Below are 24,551 nucleotides of genomic sequence, written 5' to 3' on the forward strand. Positions count from 1 at the left end.
TCATGGTAGACCCATGATTTTTCTTGCGTCCATGCGATCCGTTGCCACCGTTGCTGTTCAGGATTCTGTCTATGCTCAAGGAAGCGCACGTGGTCCGGCAACTGGTACCGTTTTCTGCGGTAGCGTTTCTGGGCTTTCTCGCGGTTGGTCTTCCGTTACCCGTGCTGTCGCTCTATGTGCATGAAAGACTAGGTTTCGGCACGCTTGTTGTCGGCGGCGTAATTGGTCTGCAGTCACTCGCTACGCTTCTGACGCGCCAGTATGCCGGTCGGCTGTCGGATACCCGTGGCCCGAAGCTGACCTCGCTGGTGGGGCTCCTTTTCGCGTCCTTAGCGGGTTTGTTTTATCTGCTCGCCGCTGTCCTGGTTCAGCACCCGGGGGAGAGTCTCGCGCTACTTTGCCTTGGGCGTTTGCTTCTCGGTTTGGCAGAAAGCCTTTTCATTACCGCGTTGGCTGCGTGGAGTATCGGTCGTGTCGGTTCGGAATATGCAGGTCGGGCGATGGCGTGGTCAGGCATCGCGATGTACGCAGCACTGGCTGTCGGCGCGCCGCTGGGGTTGGCAATCTATCGTGCCGCTGGCTTCGGTGCTGTCGCGGCTTGCGCGGTCCTTGCCCCACTTCTTGGCGCAGCGGCTGCAAGCACATGGCAAGCCTTCGCCGTCGAACGCATCGCCCAGCGTACTTCCTTCTTACGCGTGTTGCGCATGATATGGGTACCCGGACTCGGCATGGCACTGGCGTCCTCCGGCGTAGGCACGATAAGCGCGTTTTTACCGCTACGCTACAGCATGGCGGCGTGGCCTCATGCGGGTTTCGCGCTTGCGGCCTTTGGCGCTGCCTATATTGTGATGCGTCTCGTCCTGGGTGGCCTTCCTGACCGGCTGGGTGGGTATCAAACGGGTCTTGCTTCACTCTTTGCAGAGACCATCGGGCTTGGACTGATCGGCTGGGCAAGTGACCCCTTGATCGCGCTGGCTGGAGCCACTATCACCGGGCTGGGTTACTCGCTTGTCTTTCCCTCTCTCGGCGTTGAGGCAATGAGGCGCGTGCCCGGCGAAAACCGCGGTCTCGCGATAGGTGCCTATCTTGCGTGCTTCGATCTGGGGCTCGCGATTGCGGGTCCCGGTGCCGGTGCGGTCGCACGATCCTACGGCATACCCTCTGCGTTTGCGGCAGCTACGGCAACCGCTCTCTCGGCGTTGTTACTGATCTGTGTTGACTGGCGATGGCTGAGAAAGTCCGGGCCGATCGGAGGTCGGATTTAACATAATGGGCGCGATGAAATGCGCTTGCCAGCTAATGGCGCACTCGTGCAGTCGTCGCTGTGAAAGCGGAACTCAATATCGTACATGGCACCAGACTGACCTTAACCAAGGAGATTGACATGCTGAATCGACGAACAATGATCAAAACTGTAGGCGCGCTTTCTCTCGCCGCCTCGGCCCTGACAACAAAGTCTGTGTTGGCGCAGGGAAATACTGCTGCATTGGCTGGCGCTTCGCGCTCATCGGCATTGCCGCGCGGCGTGACGCTGCTGTCCATTTATCAGCCCGATGGTTCCGAAACGCTCGGCGTCAAAACTCCAAACGGCATCCTCGATGTGGCTAAGGCCAACGCATTGCTTAACGCGAACGTCCCTGTGACGCTCGAAGCGTTGCTACGTAACGGTAATGGCGCAGAATTGACATCGCTGATCGCCGCAGCGGCTCGCAATCCGGCCGCTGCGTCCGCTTACCGTGAAGAATCGTCTATACGATACGGCAGGCTGTTTACTTCGCCCGGCAAGATCGTCTGCGTCGGATTGAATTATCGCGAGCACGCGGAGGAGACGCACGAAGCTTTACCCAAAGTACCCATTCTGTTCAACAAGTACAACAACACGCTCGCAGCTCACCGGTCGACGATCAAGTTGCCGCCGCGCGAAGTGTCCTACCAGTTCGACTATGAAACGGAACTGCTCATCGTGATGGGTAAGACCGCACGAAACGTGACCGAAGCAGACGCGCTTGACTACGTGGCCGGCTATGCGGTGGGCCATGACTTCTCGGCGCGCGATCTGCAGATGGATACGGGGGGCCAGTGGATGGTCGGCAAGACGCTAGATGGCTTCGCGCCGATCGGGCCATATTTTGTGTCAGCCGATCTCGTCGGCGACCCGAACAACCTTTCGCTTCAAACCCGGATCAACGGCCAGGTCCGGCAATCGAGCAACACGAGTCGTTTCATCTTCAATACACAGGCAATGATCGCCTATACGTCGAAGCTATTCGCGCTCGAGCCGGGTGACATTATTTTCACGGGTACGCCGCCTGGCGTTATCCTCGGCAAGCCGAAGGATCAGCAGGTCTGGCTTAAGGCGGGCGACCAGATCGAAAGTACGATAGAGAAGCTGGGCACCTTGCAGTTCGATCTGGCGTAACGGCCGTACGCGGGGTGGGAAACCATCTCGCGTTTTTTGCAGCGCGACGGTTGATCAGGATCAGGCGGTCAGATGGTGAATTCTCGTAGTCGGCCGCCGGCTGCCAGGGGCATATCATGGATCCGCTTGCCGGTTGCGTCAGCAATTGCATTGGCGACAGCCGCAGACGTCGGTCCTTGCGACGCCTCCCCGGTACCCAGGAACGGTGCACCGGGCCGGTCGATGAGATGCACCTCGACGTGCAGCGGCACTTCGGAAAACCGCATGATCGGATAGCCGCTCCAGTCGAAGCTTCGGATACGTTCGCTGTCGTATTGCACCTGCTCATACAGTGCCCAGCTGGCCGACTGCAGAATGCCACCTTCGACCTGGTTACGCACGCCGTCCGGATTGACGATCTGGCCACAGTCGAGCGCCGCGACGGCTCGTTCGATCTGCACGGCTCCGGTTTCCGGCACGACGCGAAGTTCGACGGCGATCGCCAGATAGCTCATCAGGTTCTTGTACTGTGCGAACGCGAACCCCACACCGTGGCCCGGGCGTCGCGCGTGCTTCGGGTTCCAGCCAAACTGCCGCGCTGCCAGCTCGATCACGTCACGACCACGAGCGTTGTCGAGATGTCGCAGCCGGAATTCAACAGGATCGACCTGCGCCGCGCTGGCCAGCTCATCCATGAAGCTCTCGATCGTAAATATGTTCTGGAAGGCGCCGAGTCCGCGCTGGGCTGAGACTCGCAGTGGCATGTCCGGCAGAAAGTGGTGCTGGATGTTGAAATTCGGGAAGTTGTAGAGCGGTATGCTGTTGCGGTCGCCGCCGCCTTCCGGCATCGGGATGGGTTGGGGCGGGGCAGGCGTAAAGGGCTGCGCGAGATATTGCGCGCCGAGCAATCGCCCCGCGTTGTCGATACGGAAGTTGTGCGTGTTGCTCCAGATTTCATATTGCCAGTCGATCACGTGGCCGGTCGCGTCGAGCGATGCGCGCACGTCCGTCACCATTGCTGGCCCGAACAGATCCCATGTATGTTCCTGCTCGCGCATCCATTGGACACGTATCGGTCGGCCGGGAACGGCCCGTGCGATGAGTGCGGCATCGGCGGCGGCATCGTCGGCGGGATTGTGGCCGTAGCAACCGGCGCCGGGAACGTGGATGCAGCGGATGTTTTCCGGTTTCATGCCGAGCATCTCCGCGAGCCCGCCGCGCAGCGGGAATACGCCTTGTGCGTGCGTCCACACGGTCATCTTGCCCTGATCAAGATGCGCGACGGCACACGACGGCCCAATCGATCCGTGGGACAGATACGGCTTCGTGAACCTGGCGTGCAGCGTTCGCACGGCAGGTTGCGCCGGACCATGTTGCTCGGCCACCTGAATTTCCCGCCGCGGGAGCGTGAGCAGCGTCTCGTAGATTGTCGCTGGCGTCGGCAGCTTCGCGGAGGTGTCCCAGCGGGCGGTCCGCTCGAGCGCACGCATTGCCTGGATCGCCTGCCATTCGTCCTCGGCGACCACGGCAAGATAGCTGCCGTCGCGGACAACCTTGACGACACCCGGCATCATTTCCACCGCGTTGTCGATGGAAATCAACCTGGCGCCATACGAGGGAGGGCGCACCGCCCTTGCGTGGAGCATGCCGGGCAGGCGCATGTCCTGCACGTAGCTCGCTCCACCGGTGACTTTGCCGGGAATGTCGATGCGCTGTATCGGCTGCCCGATGACGTGATGTCGAGCCGGCGCGATCAACTGCGACTGCGCGACGGCGTTACGGTGCAGGTTGAGACCGCTGACTGCCTCGCCGAACGTGAGTCTGCGGTTATCCGGCGCGACGATCGTCCCATCGCGGATCTGCAGCGTATCGGCGGACACGCCCAACTTGCCGGCGGCGGATTCCAGCAACAGGACACGCACTTGCGAGCTCGCATGCATGATGGCTGTACCGCTGTCCGCGGTGGAGTGGCTGCCTGCGGTGTAGCCCTCGTTCGGCGTCGAGCCCGTGTCGGCGGTGATCAGGTGAATGTCACCGGGACGAACCTGAAGCTCCTCGGCGGCGATCTGGATGAAACCGGTGCTGATTCCCGTGCCTAGTTCAGCCTTGCCTGTGTATACGGTGATATGACCATGTTCGTCGATGCGTATCCATGCATCGAGCGAGGGCGTCCCGGCCAGGTTGCCAGGCAAGCTGGTCAATGCTGCGCTGGTAGCATTGGGTGCGGCGTCTTCCGTGGCCCGCTGGGCCATGACGTCCACAGCAGGAAACAGCGCGAAGCTCACCGTCAGGGAGCCGGCGACGAGGAGGCGTCGGCGGCCTGGGTTCGTGGGGGCGTCCGGATTGGAGGGGGGACGCACGTTCATGCATCGGCTCCCTGCGCGCGGTGTTGTTCACGCATTGTCTGCGAGGCTTCCACGATAGCGCCGATGATACGCATGTGGGTACCGCAACGGCACAGGTTGGGCTGCATGTGTTCGCGAATCTCGACTTCTGTGGCGCCGGGCTTCTGTTCGAGTAGCGCCTGTGCGCGCATGACCATGCCGGCGATGCAGTAGCCGCACTGCGCCGCTTGCTTGTCGATGAAGGCTTGCTGAAGCGGCGACGGCCGCTCGACGGTACCGAGTCCTTCGATCGTCAGCACCGGTCGGTCCTTGACGGCTGAGATAGGCATCAGGCACGAAAACACTGCGCGTTTACTGACGACGACTGTGCAGGCGCCGCACTGTCCGAGCCCGCAGCCGTATTTCGCTCCATTGAGCTTCAGATGATTTCGCAGCGCGTAGAGAAGCGGCATGGACGGGTCGACGTCGAGGTTGTATTCGACACCGTTGACTGAGAGCTTGGTCATGGTTGTGGAATCTCCTTGCGGATTGCGGCGGTCGTCCGGGATACGTCTTTCCAGACGGGGCGCTGCGCATACTGGGTACGCAGGTAGGCGAGAAGGTCGTCGACCTGGTCGTCGTCGAGAACGTCGGCAAACGGGGGCATGTAATGCGCCGTCGCAGAGCCGTTCCACGGATTGCCCTGCAAGACGAGATGGATCGCATCGCGTGGGCTGTCGGAGGTGAGGACGGAGCTGAGCCCGAGCGCAGGGCTGCCACCGATTTCGCGCATCGGCGCTTCGCTCGCATGACAGCCGGCACACGACGATGCGAACAAGGTCCCGCCACGGATGGACTGTGCACTTGCATCGTCGGTCCTGGAGGCTTTCTCGCGGGAGGATGCAGGTTGCGCCGGTGCGGGCGGCGGTTGCAACGACATCAGGTAAGTGGCGATGGCCTCTACATCGGACTCCGGCGCGTTGCCCAGGTGTTGCGTGACGGGCAGCATTGGACCAGCTGCGGCGCCGTGCTCGGAGGCGAGCCCGGTACGCAGGTAGTCGACGAGCTGTGTGTGGGTCCACGGTTTTGGCGCACGTGTCAGTGCGTTGAGCGGCGGCGCGTTCCAGCTGTCAATCAGGTTGCCCGCGAATGCTTCGCCGTTTTTTTCCGCACCCAACGCGTTCATCGGCGTGTGGCACGATGCGCAGTGGGCGGCTCCTTCTACGAGATAGCGGCCCCGCAGCCATGCCGGCGATTCCGACCTGTCCGGCGGCTGAAGTTCGCCCGTTTTGAGGTACAGCAGATTCCACCCAGCCACGAGTGGCCGGAAGTTGAGCGGAAAGCGCAGATCGTTCGGGTGCGCCGGTGCGCTGACTGGTGCGACTGACATCAGATAGGCATAGAGTGCAGCGATGTCGCTGTCGCTCATCTTCGTGAAATGCGGATACGGAAAGGCTGGGTACAGCAGATGGCCGTCGCGTGAAACGCCTTCGCGCAGCGCGCGCGTGAACGCATCGAGCGGCCAGCGGCCAATGCCGGTATCCGGATCGGGCGTGATATTCGTGCTGTAGATCACACCGAACGGTGTATCGAGTGGCATGCCGCCTGCGAAAGGTTTTTCGCGGTTGGCGGTATGGCAGTACATGCAGTCACCCACTTCTGCGACTTGCTCCCCGTGGGCGACCAGCGCCGTGTCGGCGCCAGTCGGTGCAGGGGCCAACAGCGGCTCAATCGAGGGTTGCCATGCGTAACGGATTGCGCATGCAAGGGCGACTCCCGCCACTCCGAGCATAATCAAACCAAGCTTTCCAGCTTTCACCATCAGAACTCCCAAGCGAAGGTGGGATCGTCTGAAACCCACGATCACATTCGCCCTTGTATTGGCGAACGTTACAGATTGCTGGGGCGGTTGTTTTTCTCTACGATTTGCTTGTGCTCGTAGTCAGTGCTGGCAATGATGCCGTCACGATGGCTAGTGTTCTTCAGAAACCCACTTCAGCGTAGCAAGCCAGAGATCATGGCCGCGGTGCATGAGGCTCTCATCGGTCTCGCGTAGATGGGCTGGGGCGGCACCGTTACCTACTTCGTCCATCGCTACACGACAGGAGCTCCCCTCAGGCGTGAGATACCACGTGTGGTAGAAGCTGGGCTGAGTACCTGGTGCATAGCCGTACCAGCCGATACGCGTGTACGGAACGAATTCGTGAATCCTGCTTTCCAGTTGCAGGCCGAATGTTGTCCAATGAAACACGGAGTCGCGAGTGAGGACGGGGCTGTCACCGATGATGTGGACATCTTTCGAATTTGGATACCACTGAGGCCATTTGGTGGCATCGATTATGTTGTCCCATACGCGTTCGCACGACGCATGGATGACGGTCTCATTGTGGGAAAAGAGGTCGGCTGTTTCCGGGTTGAAACCTTCGGGCCAGTGAATCTCCCGCGAACGGTGTTGGAGATCGAATTGCATCGTTTTGACGTCGTTTGTGGCCGGCTGAGCGGTCGGCTGCATACTGCCCTGGCTAAATGCGGGGAACGCTGCAAGCGCGCTCCCTGCAATCGCCAGCAATGCGAGGGCGCGGGGAATAGTCATATTGCCTTCAGTCATGGGGTCGTCCTTTCGTCTTTCTCACCTATTTGCTGTGGGATTAGACACGGTCCTTGTCATGAAAGCGCTGCATCCAGTGCGGATACGGTACGTCCGGTTGCGAGATGCGATCGAGCCGGTCACGGAGTTCTGGCGGGAGCACGAGTTCTGCTGCTTGCAGATTGGCGCCAAGTTGCTCGTCGGAACTTGCCCCGACGATCACGGTTGCCACTTCGTCGCGCCCGAGCAACCAGGCGAGCGCGACCTGCGCTGGCGTTGTGTTCAGTGCATTTGCGACCACGCGTAATTCCTCGACGATGGGATCGACCTTTTGCGGAACGATTGGCGGAAAGTTGAGATTGGTGCGCCGACCCTTTGCAGGTTCGCCGTTCTGCGCGGTGTATTTGCCGCTCAGATAACCGCCTGACAGAGGACTCCAGACCATCAGCGCCATGTCGTGTTGCCGTGCGACGGGCGCGACTTCGTGCTCGATGTCGCGTGCGGCCAGCGAGTAGTGCACCTGATTACTGGCAACCTGCGCCCAATGCGCCTGCGACGTGATCGCGTGTGCCCGCTCGAGTTCGGAAGCACTGAAATTGCATACTCCGATGTGCCGGACCTTGCCCTGTGTAACCAGATCGTCGAGCGCGCGCAAGGTTTCGTCGAGCGGTGTAAGTGCGTCGCGATCGTGCAGTTGCAACAGATCGATGTGATCGCGGCCGATCCGCTTCAGGCTCGTTTCGACCGTGCGGATGATATGCGAGCGCCCAAGGCCCACCTGGTTGGGGCCGGGGCCTGTACGCAGGCGGACCTTGGTGGCGACGAGCATGCGCGTTTCGTCGAGGCCCAGATCGGCCAACACCTGGCCGACCACCACCTCGGACTGACCCTGCGAATAGGCATCGGCAGTATCGATCAGATTCACCCCATTATCCAGGGCAAGACCCACAAGACGTGCTGCCTGCTCACGATTGAGGCCGGCGATCGTTGCCCAGATGCCTTCACCTGCGCCGAACGTCATGGCGCCGAGTGTGAGACGGGAAATGCGCAGGCCGGAGCGGCCGAAGGTGCAGTAGTTCATGACAGTGAGCCCGCTTTATGTTGAGAACACTTCACACAATAGGGAATCGACGGTCAGTCGCCTAGAGCGTAAGATGCGAAGACTCTTTTCGGCTTAAGCGAGTAATCGGATGCGCGTTGATCAGTTGGCTGCCATGCGTCTTTTCGTGCGCATTGTGGAAACGGGCTCTTTCGGTAAGGCAGCCCGTTCAATGGACATGTCTTCTTCGAATGCAACGGAACGGGTGGCCCGCCTTGAGAAAATCCTGGGCGTGCGGCTTTTGGCCCGCACGACGCGTGCGGTTGCCGCCACCGAGGCTGGTACGCGCTATTACGAGGTCTGTCGCCGGGTGCTCGGCGAACTGGACGAAATCGAAGCTTCACTGACCGGTTCTCAAGAGGCGCTCGCGGGGCGGGTCCGAATCAGTGCGAACATCTCGATTGCCCGTTCGATTCTCATACCGCGCTTGCCTGATTGGTTTGAGCAGCATCCGCAGATCCACGTCGAACTGGTGATGAATGACCATCGCAGCGATTTTGTACGCGACGGGATCGATTTCGCGGTACGGATTGGAGGACTTGAGGATCAGGACCTGGTGCTGCGGCCCCTGGGGCGTCCACGACGCGTCACGGTCGCCTCGCCCGCGTATCTACGGAAAAGGGGGCGGCCGCAGTGTCCGGAAGACCTCGCCGAACACCATCTGATCGACTTTCTGCTGCCGCAGCAAGGAGCGCGGCTCGAGTGGGAGTTCGACAAGAACGGGGAACGGCAGGAACTGTTCCCTCGCAGTATCGCCTCGATTGGGGATTCCGATGCCCGGCTGCAACTGGCGATCGCCGGCATGGGTATCGTCCAGAGCCTCTCGTTCCTCGCTGCGCCCGCACTACGCGAGGGCAGGCTGGAGCGGATCCTGACCTCATGGGAGACGCCAGCGCCCGAAGTATCGATTCTCTATCCAAGACACCGCCATCTGCCAACGCGGACCGAGGCCACGATGGATGCCTTCACAACATGGATCAGGGAGGTCATTCGTGACGCGGCTTGAACGGTCCGTTGAGAGTGGCCGATCTCATGGGTTCAGTCTTCCATCACGGCGATGTGATCCCGGATGCTTTCCGCTCCCAGCGGTGCCGTCTCACCTGCGTCGACCAGCATCCAGCTCAGGGCGGCGGCTATCAGTGCAATGGCGCCGGCCGTAAAGAACACGGCCTCATACCCACTTCCAAAGCTCCACTGCGCAAATGACGAACCACCGCGCTGGCCAGCCAGCACCTGCGCGGCATGCAAATTACCACCCGTGATCATTCGCGTGAGCTCTTTGCGCACCGCCGCCGGGTACCCAGGCAAAGCGTCTGCGAGCGACGCCTGGACGCGGGAAACCAGGATCGCCCCCAGCGTCGCAAAGCCGATCACGATTCCGCTGAACTTGACGGTACCCGAAACCCCGGAGGCCATCCCCGCACGGTCTGAGGGAATGACAGTCATGCCGACCCGGGCGGTTTCCCCATTGAGAATTCCGGCACCGCAAGAGGCGACGAGCATGCTGACGAGGATGGGTGTATAGGCGAAACTGCGCATTTCGGTGGACGTCCATATCAATCCCAGCCCGACCAGTGCCAAGCCTGTGCTGAGAAGCAGGCGACCGGAACAACGCGGCGCCAGCCACCAGGCGACGACGCGTGGGATCACGAATAGCGGCAAGGCCATTGGCAACATGAGAAGCCCTGCGTCGAGCGGCGTGCGGCCCATGCCATTCTGGAAGTACATCGGCAAATAGGTCAGCATGGTCAGAAAAGCCATCCCGTAGGCTAGTCCGGCGATATTGGCGCCGACATACGTTGGCTGGTAAAAAAAGCGCAGATCGACCATTGGCCGGACTTGTCGTGTCTCGGCAGTCAGGAACCCGGCAAAGAGGACCGCTGCCCCGATGAACTCCGCCAGAATCAGATGATTGGACCATCCGGCACGGTTACCCGAGATAAGGGCAAGCGTCAGCAATATCAGAGAGCCGCCGAAGGTCGTCACACCAGCAATGTCGAGTCGCTTCGCTTGCGGATCTTTCGAATCCTCGACCGCGTACAGCGTCAACGCGATCATTGACACGCCCACCGGTAAATTGACGAAGAAAATCCAGCGCCAGCCGAGATATTGGGTGATCAGGCCGCCGGCGACTGGCCCGAGCATGATCGCAACGCCGATGACCGAGCCCCAGAACGAAAACGCACGGGCCCGTGCGAGTCCACGAAATGAGTGGGAGAGGGTTGCCATCGCCGCACTCAGCTGCAAGGCCGCACCGACTCCCTGTAGTGCTCGTGCCCAGTTGAGCGCCGTATCAGAGTGTGCCGCGCCGCACATCGCCGAGGCGCCCGTAAACAGGACCAGGCCGACGATCAGCATGCGTTTGCGACCAAAGCGGTCGGCAAGCGTTCCGGCCGGCATGAGCATGGCCGCAAAGGTCAAGGTATAAGCGCTGATAACCCATTCGACTGCGGCGAAATCGGCATGTAACGAACGGGCAATCGAACTCAACGATACGGCGATGATGTTTCCGTCAAGGTTGATCATGAACGACGGTATGGACACGCACAGCATGATCAGGAGTTGTTTTGATGCCTTCATGGACTATCTCTCCTACTGGGGCCGTCTGCATGGGAAGTTGTCCGCAGCTGCGCGCTCCCATCCTTTCCCTAGCCTTGATGAATTTGATGACAACGATTGCAACGTTCAGACTTATATCATATTTTTTCTATTTAAATCAATATTATGATGTTTTGCAATCGTTATCATTTGTGGTTTCGTGGGGCGAGTTGCCGGGAATTCAACGGGCCGGGATGCTGCGATGCTTTTGGCGCCTCCATTGGAGACGGGCATGAAGAGAATTGCTGTTTTGATACACTCAACGCCGCACGATCTTATGGGTATGAACATGCCGGTATCGGGGTGTACATGGTGAATCTGAAACAAGTCGCCGCGCTTGCCGGGGTGTCGTCGTCCACCGTTTCGCGCGCGCTTGCAGCGCCGGAGCGCCTGCACCCGAAGACGCTGAAAAAGGTCAGAGAGGCAATTGCGTCGCTTGATTACGTCCCGTACGCGCCAGCCCGCGTACTCCGGTCGGGTCGCTCGCGAACCATCGGTATCGTTGCGCCGACATTGATGAACGAGTTGTACGCGCGAGCCGTTGATACCCTGGAAAGCGAATTTCTTCAGTTGGATTACACGGGGCTGCTAACCTGCCATCGTGATGATCGAGATCTGGAGTTGCGTATCGTTCGGACGCTTATCGAACGCGGAGTCGATGGCCTCGCGCTAGTCGGTTCCAGCCATCATCCCGACGTGCTAACCCTGATACGCAGGCAGGAACTTCCTTATGTATTGATGTGGGCGACTGACCCGGAGCGCGTTCATCCGACCGTCGGCTATGACAACCAACGTGCCATGGGGCGCGTCACTGAGCATCTCGTCAACCTTGGGCATGTCCGTATTGGCGTGCTCACAGGTCCGTCCGATGTCCATCAGTTGTCGGCCGCGAGACTCTCGGGCATACGCGAGGAGTTGGGGCGTCATGGAATAGCCTTGCGGCCTGAAGCTGTGATCGCTACGCCGTATGACCCCGAGTCCGTTCGCTCCGCAGCGCGTCAATTTCTTTCCAGGGCAAATCCTCCGACTGCGCTTATCTGCAACAACGATTTCGTAGCGGCCTGGGCGCTTGCCGAGTGCAGAGCGCTCGGCGTTTCCGTTCCGGGTCAGGTGTCGGTAACGGGTTTTGGCGACTGGGATCTAGCCAGACTCGGTTCTCCATCGCTCACCACCATCCATTCCGATGCCGTTAAGATCGGACACCTAAGTGCTGAAAACCTGTTGGCGCAGGTCAACAACGTGGGTAATCAGCCCGTCAGGCAAGACGAGTTCGAAGCGGAACTCATTGTGCGGGAAAGTACCGCTGCAGCGCCGGCGGTATAGATTGGCCTGCTTTCGAACGACATACCTCAGCGAGCTTCGTGTCTGGAAGGCGCGGAGTATGCAGGTTGCGCGGATCCTGTCGGGACGCTGAAAAACTCCCTCGGTCGCGCGCTGCGGAGTGAACCGCTAAAGTCGCGTTACTGACGCGCACGGCCTTGGCCGCTCGCTTTGTGTTCATATGCGGCTGGCAACCGGTTGCACAGATCCTTGACCAGCGTGCCCACCCATGCGCGATCGTCACTACTGAGCCGCTCGAGTTGCTCGGCGATCTCCAGGCTGACATCTGTTGGCCGGTCGGACGCGCGCCTGAGCAATGTCACGACCGGAATTTTATAGAGATCCGCTAGCTCCAGCAGACGCGGGATGGTCGGCCAATGCGCGCCGCGCTCAAAGCGGCTTACGGTCTCGACAAAAACGCCAAGATGTTCGGCCACCTGCTCCTGCGTTAGCTGTGCATCGGCTCGGGCCGCTGCTAGCGCGCGCCCCAAATGCTTTGCGGTCTTCTGCTCGTTCACGGCAGTCAAAAGTCACCATTTCATGTTGTCATTCAACATGAGATGGTCTCTTCAATGTACTGATCTGATAACATCGCTTTATATTGGTTGGCAACATTAATTGTTGTCTTGTCGTGTGTTTTGCGTTTCCGTGTCACCGTAAGGGAGAGATATGTTGTTCACAGATGCAAACTGGGCCGAGTCGAGTGCGTTCCGGCGCGCCATCGCAAAGCCGTTCCAACCGTGGAGGTGTGTGGGATGGACGGACGACACGATCTGTTTCTGGGTTTTCCCCGCGCCCCAGTCTGACCGGACCGGAGCACTGCCCGACGGGTTGCTGGTCGTCGACCCGGCGGCGCTTCTCGATATCGCGAGTGAACTGACGTCAGGGAGCTTCTCTGTGTACGTCATGGATGCACCCGCCGAGGATCGGCCATCTGCGCGAATGCAACGCGTGACAGGCTTGTTGACCCAGCAGCAAATCATTGCGCCGGCGTACGACTACTGGTACAGAACGGAAGAGGGTGATCTGCATCCCTGCTCCCGGCTGCGGCATCGCCTTCCCAACGACGCCCCATTGCAGCTTGCACTCAACCTGGATGCACAGGATTGCAATGACCCGGTTGTAGACGCGACGTAGTCGAATCGGACATGGAGGACATCACCCGGTTGGTCCAGCTTCTGATGGATTTCGCGCCACGCGGAGAGCCGCTCGATCTAGGCTTCCTCGCCGAATACGGCGTGACGTCGGTCGAAGCGTCAGATCTCGTAACAGGCGGTTGGCTGCGGCGACTTTCTGACGACGCTTACCTACTCCGAGGTGATTTGCCGGCTCTCGACGGCACCGTTGCCTTTTTTGCCCGACGCGTTCCCGGGCTTCATGTGAGCGGCAAGGCCGCATTGGACATGCGAGGCATACGCTATTACCTGTACGCACGCCCCGGATCAATCTGTGGGGCGCCGTGCCCTTCGAATTTCCTTCGTGGGCGAAAGAGTTGCTGTTGCTCACGTACGAGCACGACCGCCTGTTTGACGATGCCTTGCCGACGACGTTCGCGATTTCGGCGTTGCCCGCGCGTAGTGCAAGGATGCCGGTGGCGGCCACAGAACGTGCCATCCTGGAATATCTGGCCGGTTCTGTGCATGACGAAAGGCTGCACGAGGATAACGTCAATCTCGTGGGCATGCTGCGAAACATCCGCCTCGACGTGCTGCAAAAACTGGTTGATCACTGCCCGCAGCGCGATGTTGTCTGGACGCTCAAGTCTATCGGGGAAGATGAAGATTTCGAGTGGGCGAAGCAGCTAGTATGCTGAACCTTTTCACCGTGAAAACGATGGGCCATTAGCTGCTTCTGGTCGAATCCGGTATCTGTCGGGCGCGCTGGCGCACAGTACGCCGCGAGGCTCCCGTGCCGCCGACAACCGCCACGCGCTGGATTACCGTCACTTCATCGATTCTCTCAAGCGCAAGCCTCAGGCGTTCAGGGGACTTGCGTTTCGCGACGCGCTGTTTCCGCGCGATGCCCACCGCCGGACCTGGGAGCGGCTGGAGGCGCAACCGATGCAACGTCAGGCATGCAAGACCATGGTGGGGTTGCTCGAACTTGCAGGACACCACGGCGTTGAAGCGTTGCTGGCGCAGCGGCTTGATGCGTTACTCGTAGTCGGCGAACTGCCCGACCTGAAACAGTTGCGCGACGAATTCGCTCCGCGCGAGGCGCTGTGTCCCGAGGTGGTGGTCGAGATGCCTCTCATCGCAGTCTATGACGAACTCCTCGACAAGGCGGCCGCATGAACGCACCCGCCTATGAGAACGGTCGTCTGGCCCTGATGCTCAACGAGCTGCGCCTGCCCACCATCGGCAGGTTGTGGCCCGAGTTCGCGGAACGCTCTGACAAGGAAGGCTGGCAGGCTTCACGGCTGCTCGGCGCATTGCTCGAGCACGAACTGGCCGAACGCGCCAAACGACGCATCGAGCGCCACCGAACCGAGTCGCATCTGGACCCGACCAAGACACTTGCTACCTTCGATTTCGGCATGGTGCCGATGGTCTCGAAGGCGCATGTCACTGCGCTGGCAACCGGGGAATCCTGGCTGGAGAAAGGCGCCACGATTCTCCTGTTCGGGCCGCTTCGTGCCGGTAAGAGTCATCTGGGATCGGCCATCGGGCACGCGCTGATCGACGCTGGCTACCGGGTGCTGTTCACGCGCACCAGCGAACTCGTCCAGAAGCTGCAGGCTGCACGCCAGCGCCTGCAGCTGCCATCCGCGCTCGCGAAGCTCGATCGCTTCGATCTCATCATCTTGGATGACCTGTCGTATGCGCGCAAGGACCAGGCCGAAACCAGCGTACTGTTCGAGCTGATCGCCGAGAGGTATGAGCGAAAAAGTCTTTTAATAACGGCCAATCAGCCGTTCTCTGGCTGGAATGACGTGTTCCCCGACCCCGGCATGACGGTCGCAGCCATCGACGGGCTTGTCCATCACTCGACGATCTTTGAACTGTATGTGGAAAGCTATCGCCGTCGAAAGGCCAGCGACAAACAGAGCGCGCCGGCGACAATTACGATGGAGGCGCGACAACTATGAATTAGCCAGCGACAACTACACCCGTTGACCGGCCAAAATAGTTGTCGCTGACCGGCCGTGCTGCTTGACGCTGTCTAATCGGCAGCCGCCGCCTGACGTACGAGACTGCCTTTACGTTTCTTGGCAGTGCTTCCGATGAAATCAGTTCGCTGAATCCGCGCGAGCGTATCATTTTCGGCGCGTCAACTGTCAGAGAGGCGGACTATAGCTTCCTTATAGAAAGCAGAAAACGATTTCTCCATGAAGCCAAGAAACTTCCCCTGCTACTGGTATCGAGCAAAAAGAAAGTGCTGCCCGACTACCTTCCGACACTGGCAGGCCAGAAGACAACGTTGTTCTGGCATGGCGCCATTCCTGGGTTGACCGACAAGAAGAACTCCTTCCGCTTCGACCTTGATGCCAGTTCTCCGTACGCGGGCGTCGCGCTCAGATCCGGAGCGCTGCGACCTTGGGCAAGTGCAGCGGCTGCGAACGCGCCGGAGTAGTCATAGACTCAGGTACTGCACGACGCGTGCGGAGTCGAGCCGGATTTGTATTCGTGATGATCTGGGCGTGTTCCTAAATGTGCCGGCCGTTCCTGACTATCTGGATATCCGCGGCTACGAGTCGGAACCGCCTGTCTTCGCGGGTCACACCACTGCGGATGCCCGTGTGGGTCTTCAGCAATACCGTACTGGATGGCGCAGATCGATGCCTGGCAAAGAGGATGCCAGGGCACACTTCGTTAGCTGGCGAACGCTTTCTGCCGCCTTGGCCAGCTATTTGCGTACGCGAAAAAAAGCCGCCGCGATGCCGCGACGGCCTTTTGTCTTGCCCGCTTCACTCAGCCGAATAGCTCCGGGTGAGTCCCCGCCCGTACAAAAATCACCGCGTCCTTTGTGATCCGGTAGATCAAAAGAAAGTCGCCGCCAACATGGCACTCCCTGTGATCCTTCCAGTCGCCAGTCAACGCGTGGTCCTGGTACTCGGCCGGCAGCGGCCCCTCATTCATGCCCAGCAGCATCATGGCCCGCTTGAGCCGGATAAGGTCATAACGCCCCGACTCCGACAGCCGATTCCAGTCCTTCCTGAAATCCTTACTCATGTCGCTGCGCAGGGGCAGCGTCGTACGTTTGCTACTTGCGCCCTTCTTTTTCAAGCTCATCGATTAGCTCCGCTACAGAGCCGAAGCGCGCCTTTTCCCGCATCGCCCGGGATTCCCTGAGCGCTCTTACTGTTGCCTCATTTGGTTGCCGAACCTCAAACGGCAATCCCTTGTAAAGCACGACCTGGCGAAGGAACAGGCGCATCGCGTCAGACAGCGTTAGCCCGTTCTGTGCGAGTACCTTCACGGCTGCTTCCTTCAATTCCGGTTCGATTCGGGTACGCACATCGGCTGTCTTGTTATCAACAGTGGTTCCGACCATTGCATATCTCCACTCCAGAACCGTGCAAGTTCAAAGGCCAAGCCGCTTCACCGTTACCGGAAATAGTTACTTCATACTGCTATGAAATTGAAAATGACGATAAACAGCGAGATCCCGCGCGGGCCTTTGGTGGAATCTCGCGTAGGTTGATTGTATCTCAAAAGGTGGCGTGTAGCTACAACGTTGCTACAAAAATCGCGACAAGCCCGGGGCATTTTTCGCGTACGCGAAAAACCGCGATACTCTCCCATACGAGCCAGTTCGGCTTGGCGGCGGCTGGACTGGCCGGAAAAGCCGTCCACCCTACAGGCCATCACGTGCCTCTAGTCTTGCGCAAGCCTCAGCGAAGCAGTACATCCATCGAGCGGGATCAGGCTGCTGCGTAGTTCTAGCTGGCCCCGGCATTGTGTGCGGTGACTGGAGAAAGCCACCATGGCGAGTTTTGATGAAGTCGGGTTCCTGTCTGACGATCTTGAGGGCTGGCAGACGGCTGCGCGTGAACTGTTCGCCGGGCCCTTCGAGTTCGCGGGGCGCGCGAACGAGATGGGAATGCGAATGCGGAAGGCTTTTGATCTGAACGAGCTCCGCGAGGAAGTAAAGTGGGCCATTGCCGGGTTCGTACGGGCGTTGGGAGCGTTCCAGGGGGGCATCCTGATGGCTAGTCGCGGAGCGCTGCCAGAGGCTCGTGCGCTGGCACGCTTGTGCACAGAATCCGTCATCGTAACGGCCGGATTGGCAAAGGTGGAGGGCACGCTCGAACGCCTCCGCGAGGACGATGCAGCGCACGATCTCGGTGTATGTAACCGGGTTCTCGAACTCAACGGAAATGACGCTGGGGACGAACGGCTGGAAATTTTCAGGAGAAGGAAAGCTGAGATTGAAGCGCAGTATGACAGGCCGCGATCACTGAAGCTTGCGACGCTTGCTCATGAGTCAGATCTCACGCTGCTCTACGAACTTTCGTACAGGTTCACATCCGGGAACGGGGCACACGCGACGCTGGGTGCATTTGTTCGCCACATGAGGGAAGGTATCGACGGCGAGCCAGACGCGTACTTCTTCGGGCCCGATACGTCCGACATGGCGTCGACGCTTTTATGTGCCAACGCCGCTGCGATCCACCTGATCAACCTCGCTGTCGACAGCATGGGGCTGGGTGAATTCAACGCCGAACGCGGCGATCTAACTTTGCACTGGAACATTCTCAGGCCGGACCTCGAAGCGGCGAGCGCGGCGGAGGGGTTGGACTGAACTTTGGCAATTACCTATTCATACCGTGCTGTCCGCACGGACAGAGGCGGAATTCACTCCGAAACAGCGTTTATTGTCCATCTAAAGGCGGACGTCGCCAGGTTGCGCATCCGGTGAGTTCCATGAAGTCAGTTTCGGGATAACGGATCACCTGCCTGATGCAGTCAGCTACAATGGGCTGCACGCTTCTGTCTACATGTTTCACCGGTTCATGCGTCCCGTAGCCGCGACTAATCAAATACGTGCGTACGAGCTTCGTGGCAAGGCCGGTACCGGGGGCGAGTGAGGTAACAGGTACGTCGGCCTCGATCACACACGGTGTTCCGATCGCGCAGAGGATCTGAGACGTCACTGGGTCGTCCTCATGGGAGTTATAGAGCGCTTCACCGCCCGAATGACGGAAAAAGCGTCCAATGCCATGTTCGCCAGCGCGATGCGGCGGGAAAAAGCAGAACCACAGCCGTCCTGCGCGATTGCTCTCATCAGCCTGATTGGTCCTTGCGAGGCGGTCACCAATGTCGCCCGGAAGTCGGCCCGATTTGACCAGCGCATTGATGCGACGGCGCAGCATCGTATCGTCGGGCAGTTGCATCCCAGATCCGACGATCTGCGCGATCTCTATATCTGTGAGGCGGGTGCAGTGCCAGCCGGTGATCGAATACGGACGAAGGGCATCACCGACGGCGAGAATCGCTCGGTCATGGTCTGGCGGATTCACTTTCGTTGGGGCGATCTGCGAGTCCAGAAGTAATTCGTGGAGACTGTCCAGAAGGGATATCAGCCGAGCCGGCCACGCATCTGGTCGGTCAATTGGCAGTAGCACTTGGGTCATCAACGCTTCTCCATGTCCGTCGTTACCGATACGCCGGGTAGCCGAACACGTACGGTATGCAACGCCACTATGGAACTCCAAATGTATTGCTGGATGCTGGCAACCGCTGCTCATCGGATACGTGTGAGCCTATACGGGACCAGCCGTCACTCATTGAACGTCGAACACAAGGATGACGCCGTGTGGACCGGGGCCTTTCGGTTTTGCGGCCGGGTCGAGCGGTTGTGCGCCTAACGGCACTAGTTGAGAATGAGAGTCCTCCGTTCTCACGGGCCAAACACGAGGAGCTTTCGCTGGTACGACATAGAGTCCGGCATTCGTACTCACTGTCGGATGTCGCTGGGCGACTTCGATGTCTAGTCCCGCATACTGCTTCTGTAGGCTTTGGAGATGTTCGATGTACTCGGCAAGCTTCATGTTTATTTCCTCGTTGAACTGGGACCAATACGGTCTTGAGAATCTGGGCAGAGCTGGTCTACACGACGACAATTTGAGCCAAGCGTCCGATCGCTGCGACAGCCGCCGCTACCGGATCATGCATCACAAGCTGCGATCGCCATCGCACATGATGCGCAACGTCCGCTGGTTTGGTCAGTAATCCCCGACTGGAAACCAGCGATTCAATGGCCAAGGTCTTCGAGATGACAGGGCAGTTCGTAGTACCGCCCCGCGCGAACTTGAGGCTTAGCGCCTGTGCCGCTCGATCATGTTGTTGTCCCCCTTACCGGAAAACAGAAATCAATCTTTCCCACCAGGTACGCGAGACGGGGACGTCTGCTTCCTGGGTTACGTCATGCAACTGCGGAGCCTGCTCGACCTGTGCTGCGGGCGCTGCCGGATTCGATCGTTCCGCGTAATATCTTCTTGTTGCTTGCCGGTCGCGCTCCCGGCCTTCATCTATGGCCCATTGCGGCATCTCGCTATCCCAGCGGACATGCCCGCCCTTGATCCAGTAATGGGATCTACAGGGATAGCTCCAGTTGCCGATGGATGGCTCAAGGCTGACGTTCTCTCCGTCGTAGCGCATTTGCCATCCAACCGGCGACAGCGGTGTGACTACCTCACGGCCACATCCGCAGGCGCACGCATGAGAGGCAGTGGCGAACTCCATCGACAGATAGAGAACACCCTCGTCGAGCCGATCGGGGATGTACTCGACAAACATTGGTTTGAACCCGCTAACCTTCACGATTCGGGCTCCTCGTTTGTCAACTGGTTCAGATTAACGTTGTAGGTTGAGTCGTACTCGTTGCGGTCATCAACGTAGAACTGGCTAAGACGCTTCCATTTCATGACGGCCAGGGTTGCGTTCAGACAGTTCAGGTCGGTGATCTGTATGTTCGAGCCATATATTTCGTCATCGCGGTCCACCTTGGGGATTCGGGCGGACGCAAGCGCACGGGTCGCGGGCGTGCTGGTGGTGATGCGGCAGGTACCCCAGAGCTGGCTTCCGTCTTCTGTGAGGTTAATCCCCATTCCGACATCAATAAACCGCACAGTTTGCCGTTCGAGTTCCCGAACGATAAGTTGCCGAACCTCACCTTTGTCTACGCAGATGAAGACGAAGTCATAGCCCGACAGCTCCGCGACGTTGGTCTCGCTGATCATGACCTCGTGAGGCACGACACCTTTTCGCATGGCCGAATACACTTCAACCCAGTACGCAACCTTACTGAGCCGGCGATTGAGCATTTCGCGCGATGCAGCGCCAGGCGATCTGAACGCATTGTGTTGCCGATACGGATCTCCATCGTAAAGGTGGATTTCCTTGGCGTGCGTTTTCGCCACCAGGTCAAGTACATACGCACCGGTCCCACCGAGCCCGACTATCGCGATGCGCTGGTGCTTCAGGCGTGCGGCGATCGCTTGGATGCCGGCACGACTCGATGCGGTGTCTTCGTAAAGAAAAACGGACTCATCCTCAGCGGAGTCGACCGTTTTCCATGTCCGCGCGTCCACAGTCGGGTCAAGGGCTCTCGCCTGGTTTGAAATGACGTTGGCGTAGGTCGTTACCTTCTCGTAGTAATTCTCGTACGCGCCGGATTTCGGCTTGTTCGAGAAGTAGTGGTTCGCGACAAGGTTGTCGGCCAACTGGTAGGTTTTCGTTCCGTTCTTGATCTGGACAAGTTCAGATCCGTCAGGGTTGCACGGATGCTCCCCAACGAAATAGATTTGATGCGTGTTGGGGCGATCGAGAACGTCAGGAGACGCCATATTCATTTCCGACACGAGAACCCCAAGGCACACTTCACGCCTCGAATTTACGTACGGTATGGAATGAACAAGCAGGTAGCCTGATCTGATTTCCAGTTCATATCCTTCGTCGCGCAGGCGACGCAGGTCCTGATTAAGAGCGATCAGTCGGAGTGACATAGAACACCATATTTTCTTTGATCTTCACGTGCTGCCCATCGACCATCGAGCCCTCGGGATTCGCGTGCGGACCGCGAGCATAGTTGATCGTATAGATGATGTTCTCGCTCTTCACCGCGTCGGGAAACGCGAGCCTCACGACCTCCCAGTACGACAGGCGACGTCGGAATACCTCCTTGCGCTTGCCATTCACGACGATGGTCAGCCCGGTGTGTCGGGTGATGAAGCGCTCAACACCGGGTGCTGCAAGGTCGGCAAAACAGTCGTCCTCAATCAACGCTTCAGTCCCGTCCGTACCCAGTTGCCACGCATCGTGATCTGACATGTCAACGCCTGCGAGGTGCTTGAGGGTGGCGCCTGAAATCTGCGATGCGCCCCAGTCGAATGCACGCTCATCCAGCAGGAACCGGAAGGTGCGATCACTCCGAAACACGACAAACCTGTCCACAGCGTCCAGGCGCAAATCCAACGCCGAATCAGGGCGGATCTCTTCCGTCACGCCACTTCGCGTAATCCTGAAGAGGAGGTGCTGCTCGACGGGAAATGCCTCGGCCGCTTCGAGGATTGCGTTGCCGGTCACGACCGGCTCAGCAAGAACGACCTTCTTGAAGTCGAATCCTTGCATCCCGATCCGCACATGATAAGGGCCATGGTCGCGGATCGTGCGGCCTGCCGCCAGCGCATCCTGCAGATCTTCAATCGTTATGTTCATTCTGTTCTCCCTGATTCGAGCAACCGGCCACCCGGTAGCTTGATACTGATTATATAGCTAAATTTTAGCTAGTCAATAGCTTTGACATGGCTATTTTTTGGACCTAAAATTGTGGAAACAGTAAGGAGAAAGACATGGCCACATCAAAAAAGACTATGACCCTAAATCTCACCGATGCTGAGATGAGTGCGCTCGAGGAGCTTTGCGAAAAGAAGGATCTGAGCAAAACGGCGGTCCTTCGGCAGGCGCTGCGGCTTTATCAGGCTGTCGAAGTACGGGCTGAGCGAGGCGACAAGTTTTTTTTCGAGGATGAGAAAACCAAGGAAAAGGCAGAAGTTGTGATGCTATGAGCCAATTCCCGGTATACCTAGTTGATGTCGCTTCGGACGCGGCCGTTGAGGCAAGCCTGATCGAGGGCATTTCCGATTCCAACGTTAGCGACTGGGAAGATGCCTGGATGCCCGCGCTCGCGAGAGCGCTTCAGCAGCTAAAGGAGAAGGGTGTCGACAGGCGATTCTGGCCACAGAACCGGCATTGGGACTGGCGCAGAAAAGCTGAGGCCTTCAAAGGCCTGCTTGCGGCTCCATCTTTCAGCATCGTGTGCCAGGGGATGACCCAGGGCCTGATGATTGTCGAAACCCTGGAATCCTGCCGGTTGCCGCATCAGAAGGGCAAGCCGCTCGTTTATATCCAGTACCTCGAAATGGCGCCATGGAATCGCCCTGGCCTCTCCGCTGAACATCCACGTCTGAAAGGCGTGGGAACGCTACTAGTCCGCGCGGCTATCGAGCTTAGCCGTAGTGAAGGATTTGGCGGACGAATTGGACTTCACTCGCTGCCGCAGGCCAACGCTTGGTACGCAAACGTATGCGGTATGTCGGACCTGGGAATTGATTCCGCCAAGGAGAACCTCCGCTATTTTGAGATGACGCCTGAACAGGCGGAGGCGTTCATCGCCAAAGGAGTCTAGTCATGAAATTTGAAGTAACGAAAGAGTGGTGCCTGAAAATGGCGAGGCTTGAGCACGAGAATGGAACAGACGTCGAGATCGGTGCTGGCCTGTTTGCCGCAGACCCATCCACACAGCGTCCGGAGTATGCGATGGAGGAATCCGCCGATCCCAGGATAGCTTTTGGCAGATTTGTCAGACTCATGAGAAGGGGACGACAGCAGACGCTCGAGAAACTCGCGGAAGCTGCCGACATCGACGTCACCGAACTCGTAGAAATTGAGGAAGATTCACACTACAGACCGGAGCCGCGCACTGTCTTCCAGTTGGCAAGCTATTTCGCGATTCCCAGTTCGAAGTTGATGCAGTTGGCCGGTCTATCGCAACAGCGCGATAGCCATCTTGCCAATGAAGCAATACGGTTCGCGGCTCGATCCGAGAAGGTCACTGACCTGAATGAAACCGAGCGCTCCGCCCTGGAGGCGTTCGTCGCGGTACTCAGCGAGCAGAAGTAAACATAACTGCATGAGGCAACTATGGCCAGGAATCTGATTCTTTCTGCCAGGACTTCAAATGACATCGACAGTCGAGTTGAACGGGTGCTCCGGGGCCTCGGCAACCCTGAGCCTCCGTTGCGGCTTGAAGATGTTCGTGAGCTCCTCAAGTTAGATCTGGCTTTCTACACCTCGGACGATCCTGGTCTGGCTCGGGAAGCCATCAGCCGAATCCGCGTCGCGGCCGTGCAGGTATACCGCCGGCCCGCGCTGATTCTCGATGCAGTGAAGAAATTTTCTCTGAAAGCACTTTACCTGCCTGATCGTAAGCGGATCATGCTAGACAGTGCGGTACCACTGCTCAAGCACCGATGGAATGAAGCTCACGAAATTGGCCACAGTCTCATTCCCTGGCATCAGGACATGATGCATGGCGATAACGAGAACACGGTCTCGAGAGACTGCGCCGAACAGATTGAAACCGAGGCTAATTTCGCGGCCGGTCGGCTACTTTTCCTTCGGGACCGGTTTGTGAACGAAGCCCGCTCCTCGCCGGCGTGTCTTCAATCAATAATCGATCTCAAAAATACGTATGGGAATACGCTTTCAACGACCCTCTATCGCTTCGTCGAGAGCGTCGGACAGGAAACTCCCGTAGTGGGCCTCATGACCTGCCACCCGCATGTGGATCGTCGCCCGATCAATTTTGATCCAGCAAGTCCATGCCGCCATCTGATTCAGTCGCACGCTTTTCACGCAAGATTTTCCAGAATCACTGAAGTGGAGCTGTTCAACGCAGTGAGCAGCTATTGCGGACGACAGAAGGGCGGCCTGCTTGGCGAACGAGAGCTCATCTTGACGGATGACAATGGAGATTCGCACCGGTTTTTCTTCGAGACATTTTTCAATCGCTACGACGCTTTGACGTTGGGCGTCTATCTCGGCGCGGAAGCACTTATGGTTCCTGTGAGCGCGTGACCCTCATTGAACGCGGGCAATCCGTGCCGAACACCGTTTCGATTGTCGGAATGAACTCTGACTCGGCAGCGGAACTCTCAGGCAAGGAGAAGCCAATTTCAACGTAGGGACTAGCGGCTGACAGTTCGGCATTCGCTGCTTG

Annotated in this window: 25 protein-coding genes and 2 pseudogenes; 14 read left to right on the forward strand and 13 right to left on the reverse strand. The window is 58.6% G+C overall.

The window, feature by feature from the left end; all coding sequences use genetic code 11:
* The first annotated feature begins 71 nt into the window (after positions 1 to 71).
* Positions 72 to 1,265: an MFS transporter gene (locus BUS06_RS27845; protein WP_074267597.1), complete on the forward strand. Its 1,194-nt coding sequence runs from the start codon at positions 72 to 74 to the stop codon at positions 1,263 to 1,265.
* A 137-nt stretch (positions 1,266 to 1,402) separates the two neighbouring features.
* On the forward strand, positions 1,403 to 2,419 hold the full coding sequence (locus BUS06_RS27850) for a fumarylacetoacetate hydrolase family protein (protein ID WP_254368981.1): 1,017 nt from the start codon (positions 1,403 to 1,405) through the stop codon (positions 2,417 to 2,419).
* Between the two features lie 68 nt (positions 2,420 to 2,487).
* On the opposite strand, the gene BUS06_RS27855 is transcribed toward BUS06_RS27850, so the two are convergent.
* The 5 genes from BUS06_RS27855 to BUS06_RS27875 all read right to left on the reverse strand — a co-directional run bounded on the left by BUS06_RS27855 (position 2,488) and on the right by BUS06_RS27875 (position 8,390).
* A complete protein-coding gene (locus tag BUS06_RS27855; RefSeq protein ID WP_074267599.1) occupies positions 2,488 to 4,764 on the reverse strand; it encodes a xanthine dehydrogenase family protein molybdopterin-binding subunit in 2,277 nt (758 codons plus the stop codon).
* Positions 4,761 to 5,249: a (2Fe-2S)-binding protein gene (locus BUS06_RS27860; RefSeq protein ID WP_074267600.1), complete on the reverse strand. Its 489-nt coding sequence runs from the start codon at positions 5,247 to 5,249 to the stop codon at positions 4,761 to 4,763. Before BUS06_RS27860 ends, BUS06_RS27855 begins: the two co-directional genes overlap by 4 nt.
* On the reverse strand, positions 5,246 to 6,541 hold the full coding sequence (locus tag BUS06_RS27865) for a c-type cytochrome (protein ID WP_429288136.1): 1,296 nt from the start codon (positions 6,539 to 6,541) through the stop codon (positions 5,246 to 5,248). The genes BUS06_RS27860 and BUS06_RS27865 overlap by 4 nt, the downstream gene beginning before the upstream one ends.
* Positions 6,542 to 6,694: 153 nt before the next feature.
* The gene (locus BUS06_RS27870) at positions 6,695 to 7,330 is read right to left on the reverse strand and encodes an SRPBCC family protein (RefSeq protein ID WP_074267602.1); all 636 of its coding nucleotides are present in this window, start codon (positions 7,328 to 7,330) and stop codon (positions 6,695 to 6,697) included.
* A gap of 40 nt (positions 7,331 to 7,370) precedes the next feature.
* Positions 7,371 to 8,390 (reverse strand): aldo/keto reductase, encoded by a 1,020-nt coding sequence (locus BUS06_RS27875; RefSeq protein ID WP_074267603.1) that lies wholly within the window; start codon positions 8,388 to 8,390, stop codon positions 7,371 to 7,373.
* 109 nt (positions 8,391 to 8,499) lie between these two features.
* Between BUS06_RS27875 and BUS06_RS27880 the strand changes: the two genes are divergently transcribed.
* Positions 8,500 to 9,414, forward strand: a complete 915-nt coding sequence (locus tag BUS06_RS27880) for a LysR family transcriptional regulator (protein ID WP_074267604.1) — start codon at positions 8,500 to 8,502, stop codon at positions 9,412 to 9,414.
* 32 nt (positions 9,415 to 9,446) lie between these two features.
* Here BUS06_RS27880 and BUS06_RS27885 read toward each other — a convergent pair whose 3' ends face one another.
* A complete protein-coding gene (locus tag BUS06_RS27885; RefSeq protein WP_074267605.1) occupies positions 9,447 to 10,988 on the reverse strand; it encodes an MFS transporter in 1,542 nt (513 codons plus the stop codon).
* Between the two features lie 327 nt (positions 10,989 to 11,315).
* On the opposite strand from BUS06_RS27885, the gene BUS06_RS27890 reads away from it, so the two are divergent.
* Positions 11,316 to 12,329: a LacI family DNA-binding transcriptional regulator gene (locus tag BUS06_RS27890; RefSeq protein WP_074267606.1), complete on the forward strand. Its 1,014-nt coding sequence runs from the start codon at positions 11,316 to 11,318 to the stop codon at positions 12,327 to 12,329.
* Positions 12,330 to 12,466: 137 nt separating this feature from the next.
* On the opposite strand, the gene BUS06_RS27895 is transcribed toward BUS06_RS27890, so the two are convergent.
* On the reverse strand, positions 12,467 to 12,844 hold the full coding sequence (locus tag BUS06_RS27895) for a helix-turn-helix domain-containing protein (protein ID WP_167379440.1): 378 nt from the start codon (positions 12,842 to 12,844) through the stop codon (positions 12,467 to 12,469).
* Positions 12,845 to 12,995: 151 nt separating this feature from the next.
* On the opposite strand from BUS06_RS27895, the gene BUS06_RS27900 reads away from it, so the two are divergent.
* From BUS06_RS27900 to istB, 5 genes and pseudogenes are all read left to right on the forward strand, one after another.
* On the forward strand, positions 12,996 to 13,463 hold the full coding sequence (locus tag BUS06_RS27900; RefSeq protein WP_074267608.1) for a hypothetical protein: 468 nt from the start codon (positions 12,996 to 12,998) through the stop codon (positions 13,461 to 13,463).
* 44 nt (positions 13,464 to 13,507) lie between these two features.
* A pseudogene (locus BUS06_RS38720) lies at positions 13,508 to 13,741 on the forward strand (AbiEi antitoxin N-terminal domain-containing protein); the annotation flags it as partial.
* A 32-nt stretch (positions 13,742 to 13,773) separates the two neighbouring features.
* Positions 13,774 to 14,139 carry a type IV toxin-antitoxin system AbiEi family antitoxin domain-containing protein gene (locus BUS06_RS37955; RefSeq protein ID WP_302050890.1) on the forward strand — a complete coding sequence of 122 codons (366 nt, stop codon included), beginning with the start codon at positions 13,774 to 13,776 and terminating at the stop codon, positions 14,137 to 14,139.
* 52 nt (positions 14,140 to 14,191) lie between these two features.
* A pseudogene (locus BUS06_RS27910) lies at positions 14,192 to 14,620 on the forward strand (IS21 family transposase); the annotation flags it as partial.
* The gene (istB, locus tag BUS06_RS27915) at positions 14,617 to 15,414 is read left to right on the forward strand and encodes an IS21-like element helper ATPase IstB (protein ID WP_074267609.1); all 798 of its coding nucleotides are present in this window, start codon (positions 14,617 to 14,619) and stop codon (positions 15,412 to 15,414) included. The pseudogene BUS06_RS27910 and the gene istB, both read left to right, overlap by 4 nt.
* A gap of 823 nt (positions 15,415 to 16,237) precedes the next feature.
* Here the strand turns inward: istB and BUS06_RS27925 are convergent.
* On the reverse strand, positions 16,238 to 16,558 hold the full coding sequence (locus BUS06_RS27925; RefSeq protein WP_074267611.1) for a type II toxin-antitoxin system YafQ family toxin: 321 nt from the start codon (positions 16,556 to 16,558) through the stop codon (positions 16,238 to 16,240).
* Positions 16,530 to 16,820: a type II toxin-antitoxin system RelB/DinJ family antitoxin gene (locus BUS06_RS27930; RefSeq protein ID WP_074267612.1), complete on the reverse strand. Its 291-nt coding sequence runs from the start codon at positions 16,818 to 16,820 to the stop codon at positions 16,530 to 16,532. Before BUS06_RS27930 ends, BUS06_RS27925 begins: the two co-directional genes overlap by 29 nt.
* Before the next feature lie 432 nt (positions 16,821 to 17,252).
* On the opposite strand from BUS06_RS27930, the gene BUS06_RS27935 reads away from it, so the two are divergent.
* The gene (locus tag BUS06_RS27935) at positions 17,253 to 18,071 is read left to right on the forward strand and encodes a DUF5677 domain-containing protein (RefSeq protein WP_074267613.1); all 819 of its coding nucleotides are present in this window, start codon (positions 17,253 to 17,255) and stop codon (positions 18,069 to 18,071) included.
* Positions 18,072 to 18,141: 70 nt separating this feature from the next.
* On the opposite strand, the gene BUS06_RS37590 is transcribed toward BUS06_RS27935, so the two are convergent.
* From BUS06_RS37590 to BUS06_RS27960, 4 genes are all read right to left on the reverse strand, one after another.
* Positions 18,142 to 18,903 carry a hypothetical protein gene (locus BUS06_RS37590; RefSeq protein ID WP_143787666.1) on the reverse strand — a complete coding sequence of 254 codons (762 nt, stop codon included), beginning with the start codon at positions 18,901 to 18,903 and terminating at the stop codon, positions 18,142 to 18,144.
* Positions 18,904 to 19,624: 721 nt separating this feature from the next.
* Positions 19,625 to 20,092: a ubiquitination-like system serine protease family protein gene (locus tag BUS06_RS27950; RefSeq protein ID WP_074267616.1), complete on the reverse strand. Its 468-nt coding sequence runs from the start codon at positions 20,090 to 20,092 to the stop codon at positions 19,625 to 19,627.
* The gene (locus BUS06_RS27955; protein WP_074267617.1) at positions 20,089 to 21,276 is read right to left on the reverse strand and encodes a ThiF family adenylyltransferase; all 1,188 of its coding nucleotides are present in this window, start codon (positions 21,274 to 21,276) and stop codon (positions 20,089 to 20,091) included. The genes BUS06_RS27950 and BUS06_RS27955 overlap by 4 nt, the downstream gene beginning before the upstream one ends.
* Positions 21,251 to 21,988 (reverse strand): multiubiquitin domain-containing protein, encoded by a 738-nt coding sequence (locus BUS06_RS27960; protein ID WP_074267618.1) that lies wholly within the window; start codon positions 21,986 to 21,988, stop codon positions 21,251 to 21,253. Before BUS06_RS27960 ends, BUS06_RS27955 begins: the two co-directional genes overlap by 26 nt.
* 134 nt (positions 21,989 to 22,122) lie before the next feature.
* Here BUS06_RS27960 and BUS06_RS27965 point away from each other — a divergent pair, with 134 nt between their 5' ends.
* Genes BUS06_RS27965 through BUS06_RS27980 form a run of 4 tightly spaced genes read left to right on the forward strand, consistent with a single transcriptional unit; the run spans position 22,123 to position 24,409 of the window.
* Positions 22,123 to 22,338 (forward strand): ribbon-helix-helix protein, CopG family, encoded by a 216-nt coding sequence (locus tag BUS06_RS27965; protein WP_074267619.1) that lies wholly within the window; start codon positions 22,123 to 22,125, stop codon positions 22,336 to 22,338.
* Entirely contained in the window at positions 22,335 to 22,958 is a 624-nt protein-coding gene (locus tag BUS06_RS27970; protein WP_074267620.1) for a GNAT family N-acetyltransferase, read from the forward strand. The genes BUS06_RS27965 and BUS06_RS27970 overlap by 4 nt, the downstream gene beginning before the upstream one ends.
* Positions 22,959 to 22,960: 2 nt before the next feature.
* A complete protein-coding gene (locus BUS06_RS27975) occupies positions 22,961 to 23,452 on the forward strand; it encodes a helix-turn-helix domain-containing protein (RefSeq protein WP_074267621.1) in 492 nt (163 codons plus the stop codon).
* 21 nt (positions 23,453 to 23,473) lie between these two features.
* Positions 23,474 to 24,409, forward strand: a complete 936-nt coding sequence (locus BUS06_RS27980) for an ImmA/IrrE family metallo-endopeptidase (RefSeq protein ID WP_074267622.1) — start codon at positions 23,474 to 23,476, stop codon at positions 24,407 to 24,409.
* Positions 24,410 to 24,551 lie beyond the last annotated feature (142 nt).

This window comes from Paraburkholderia phenazinium (genome assembly GCF_900141745.1).
GTDB lineage: Bacteria > Pseudomonadota > Gammaproteobacteria > Burkholderiales > Burkholderiaceae > Paraburkholderia > Paraburkholderia phenazinium_B.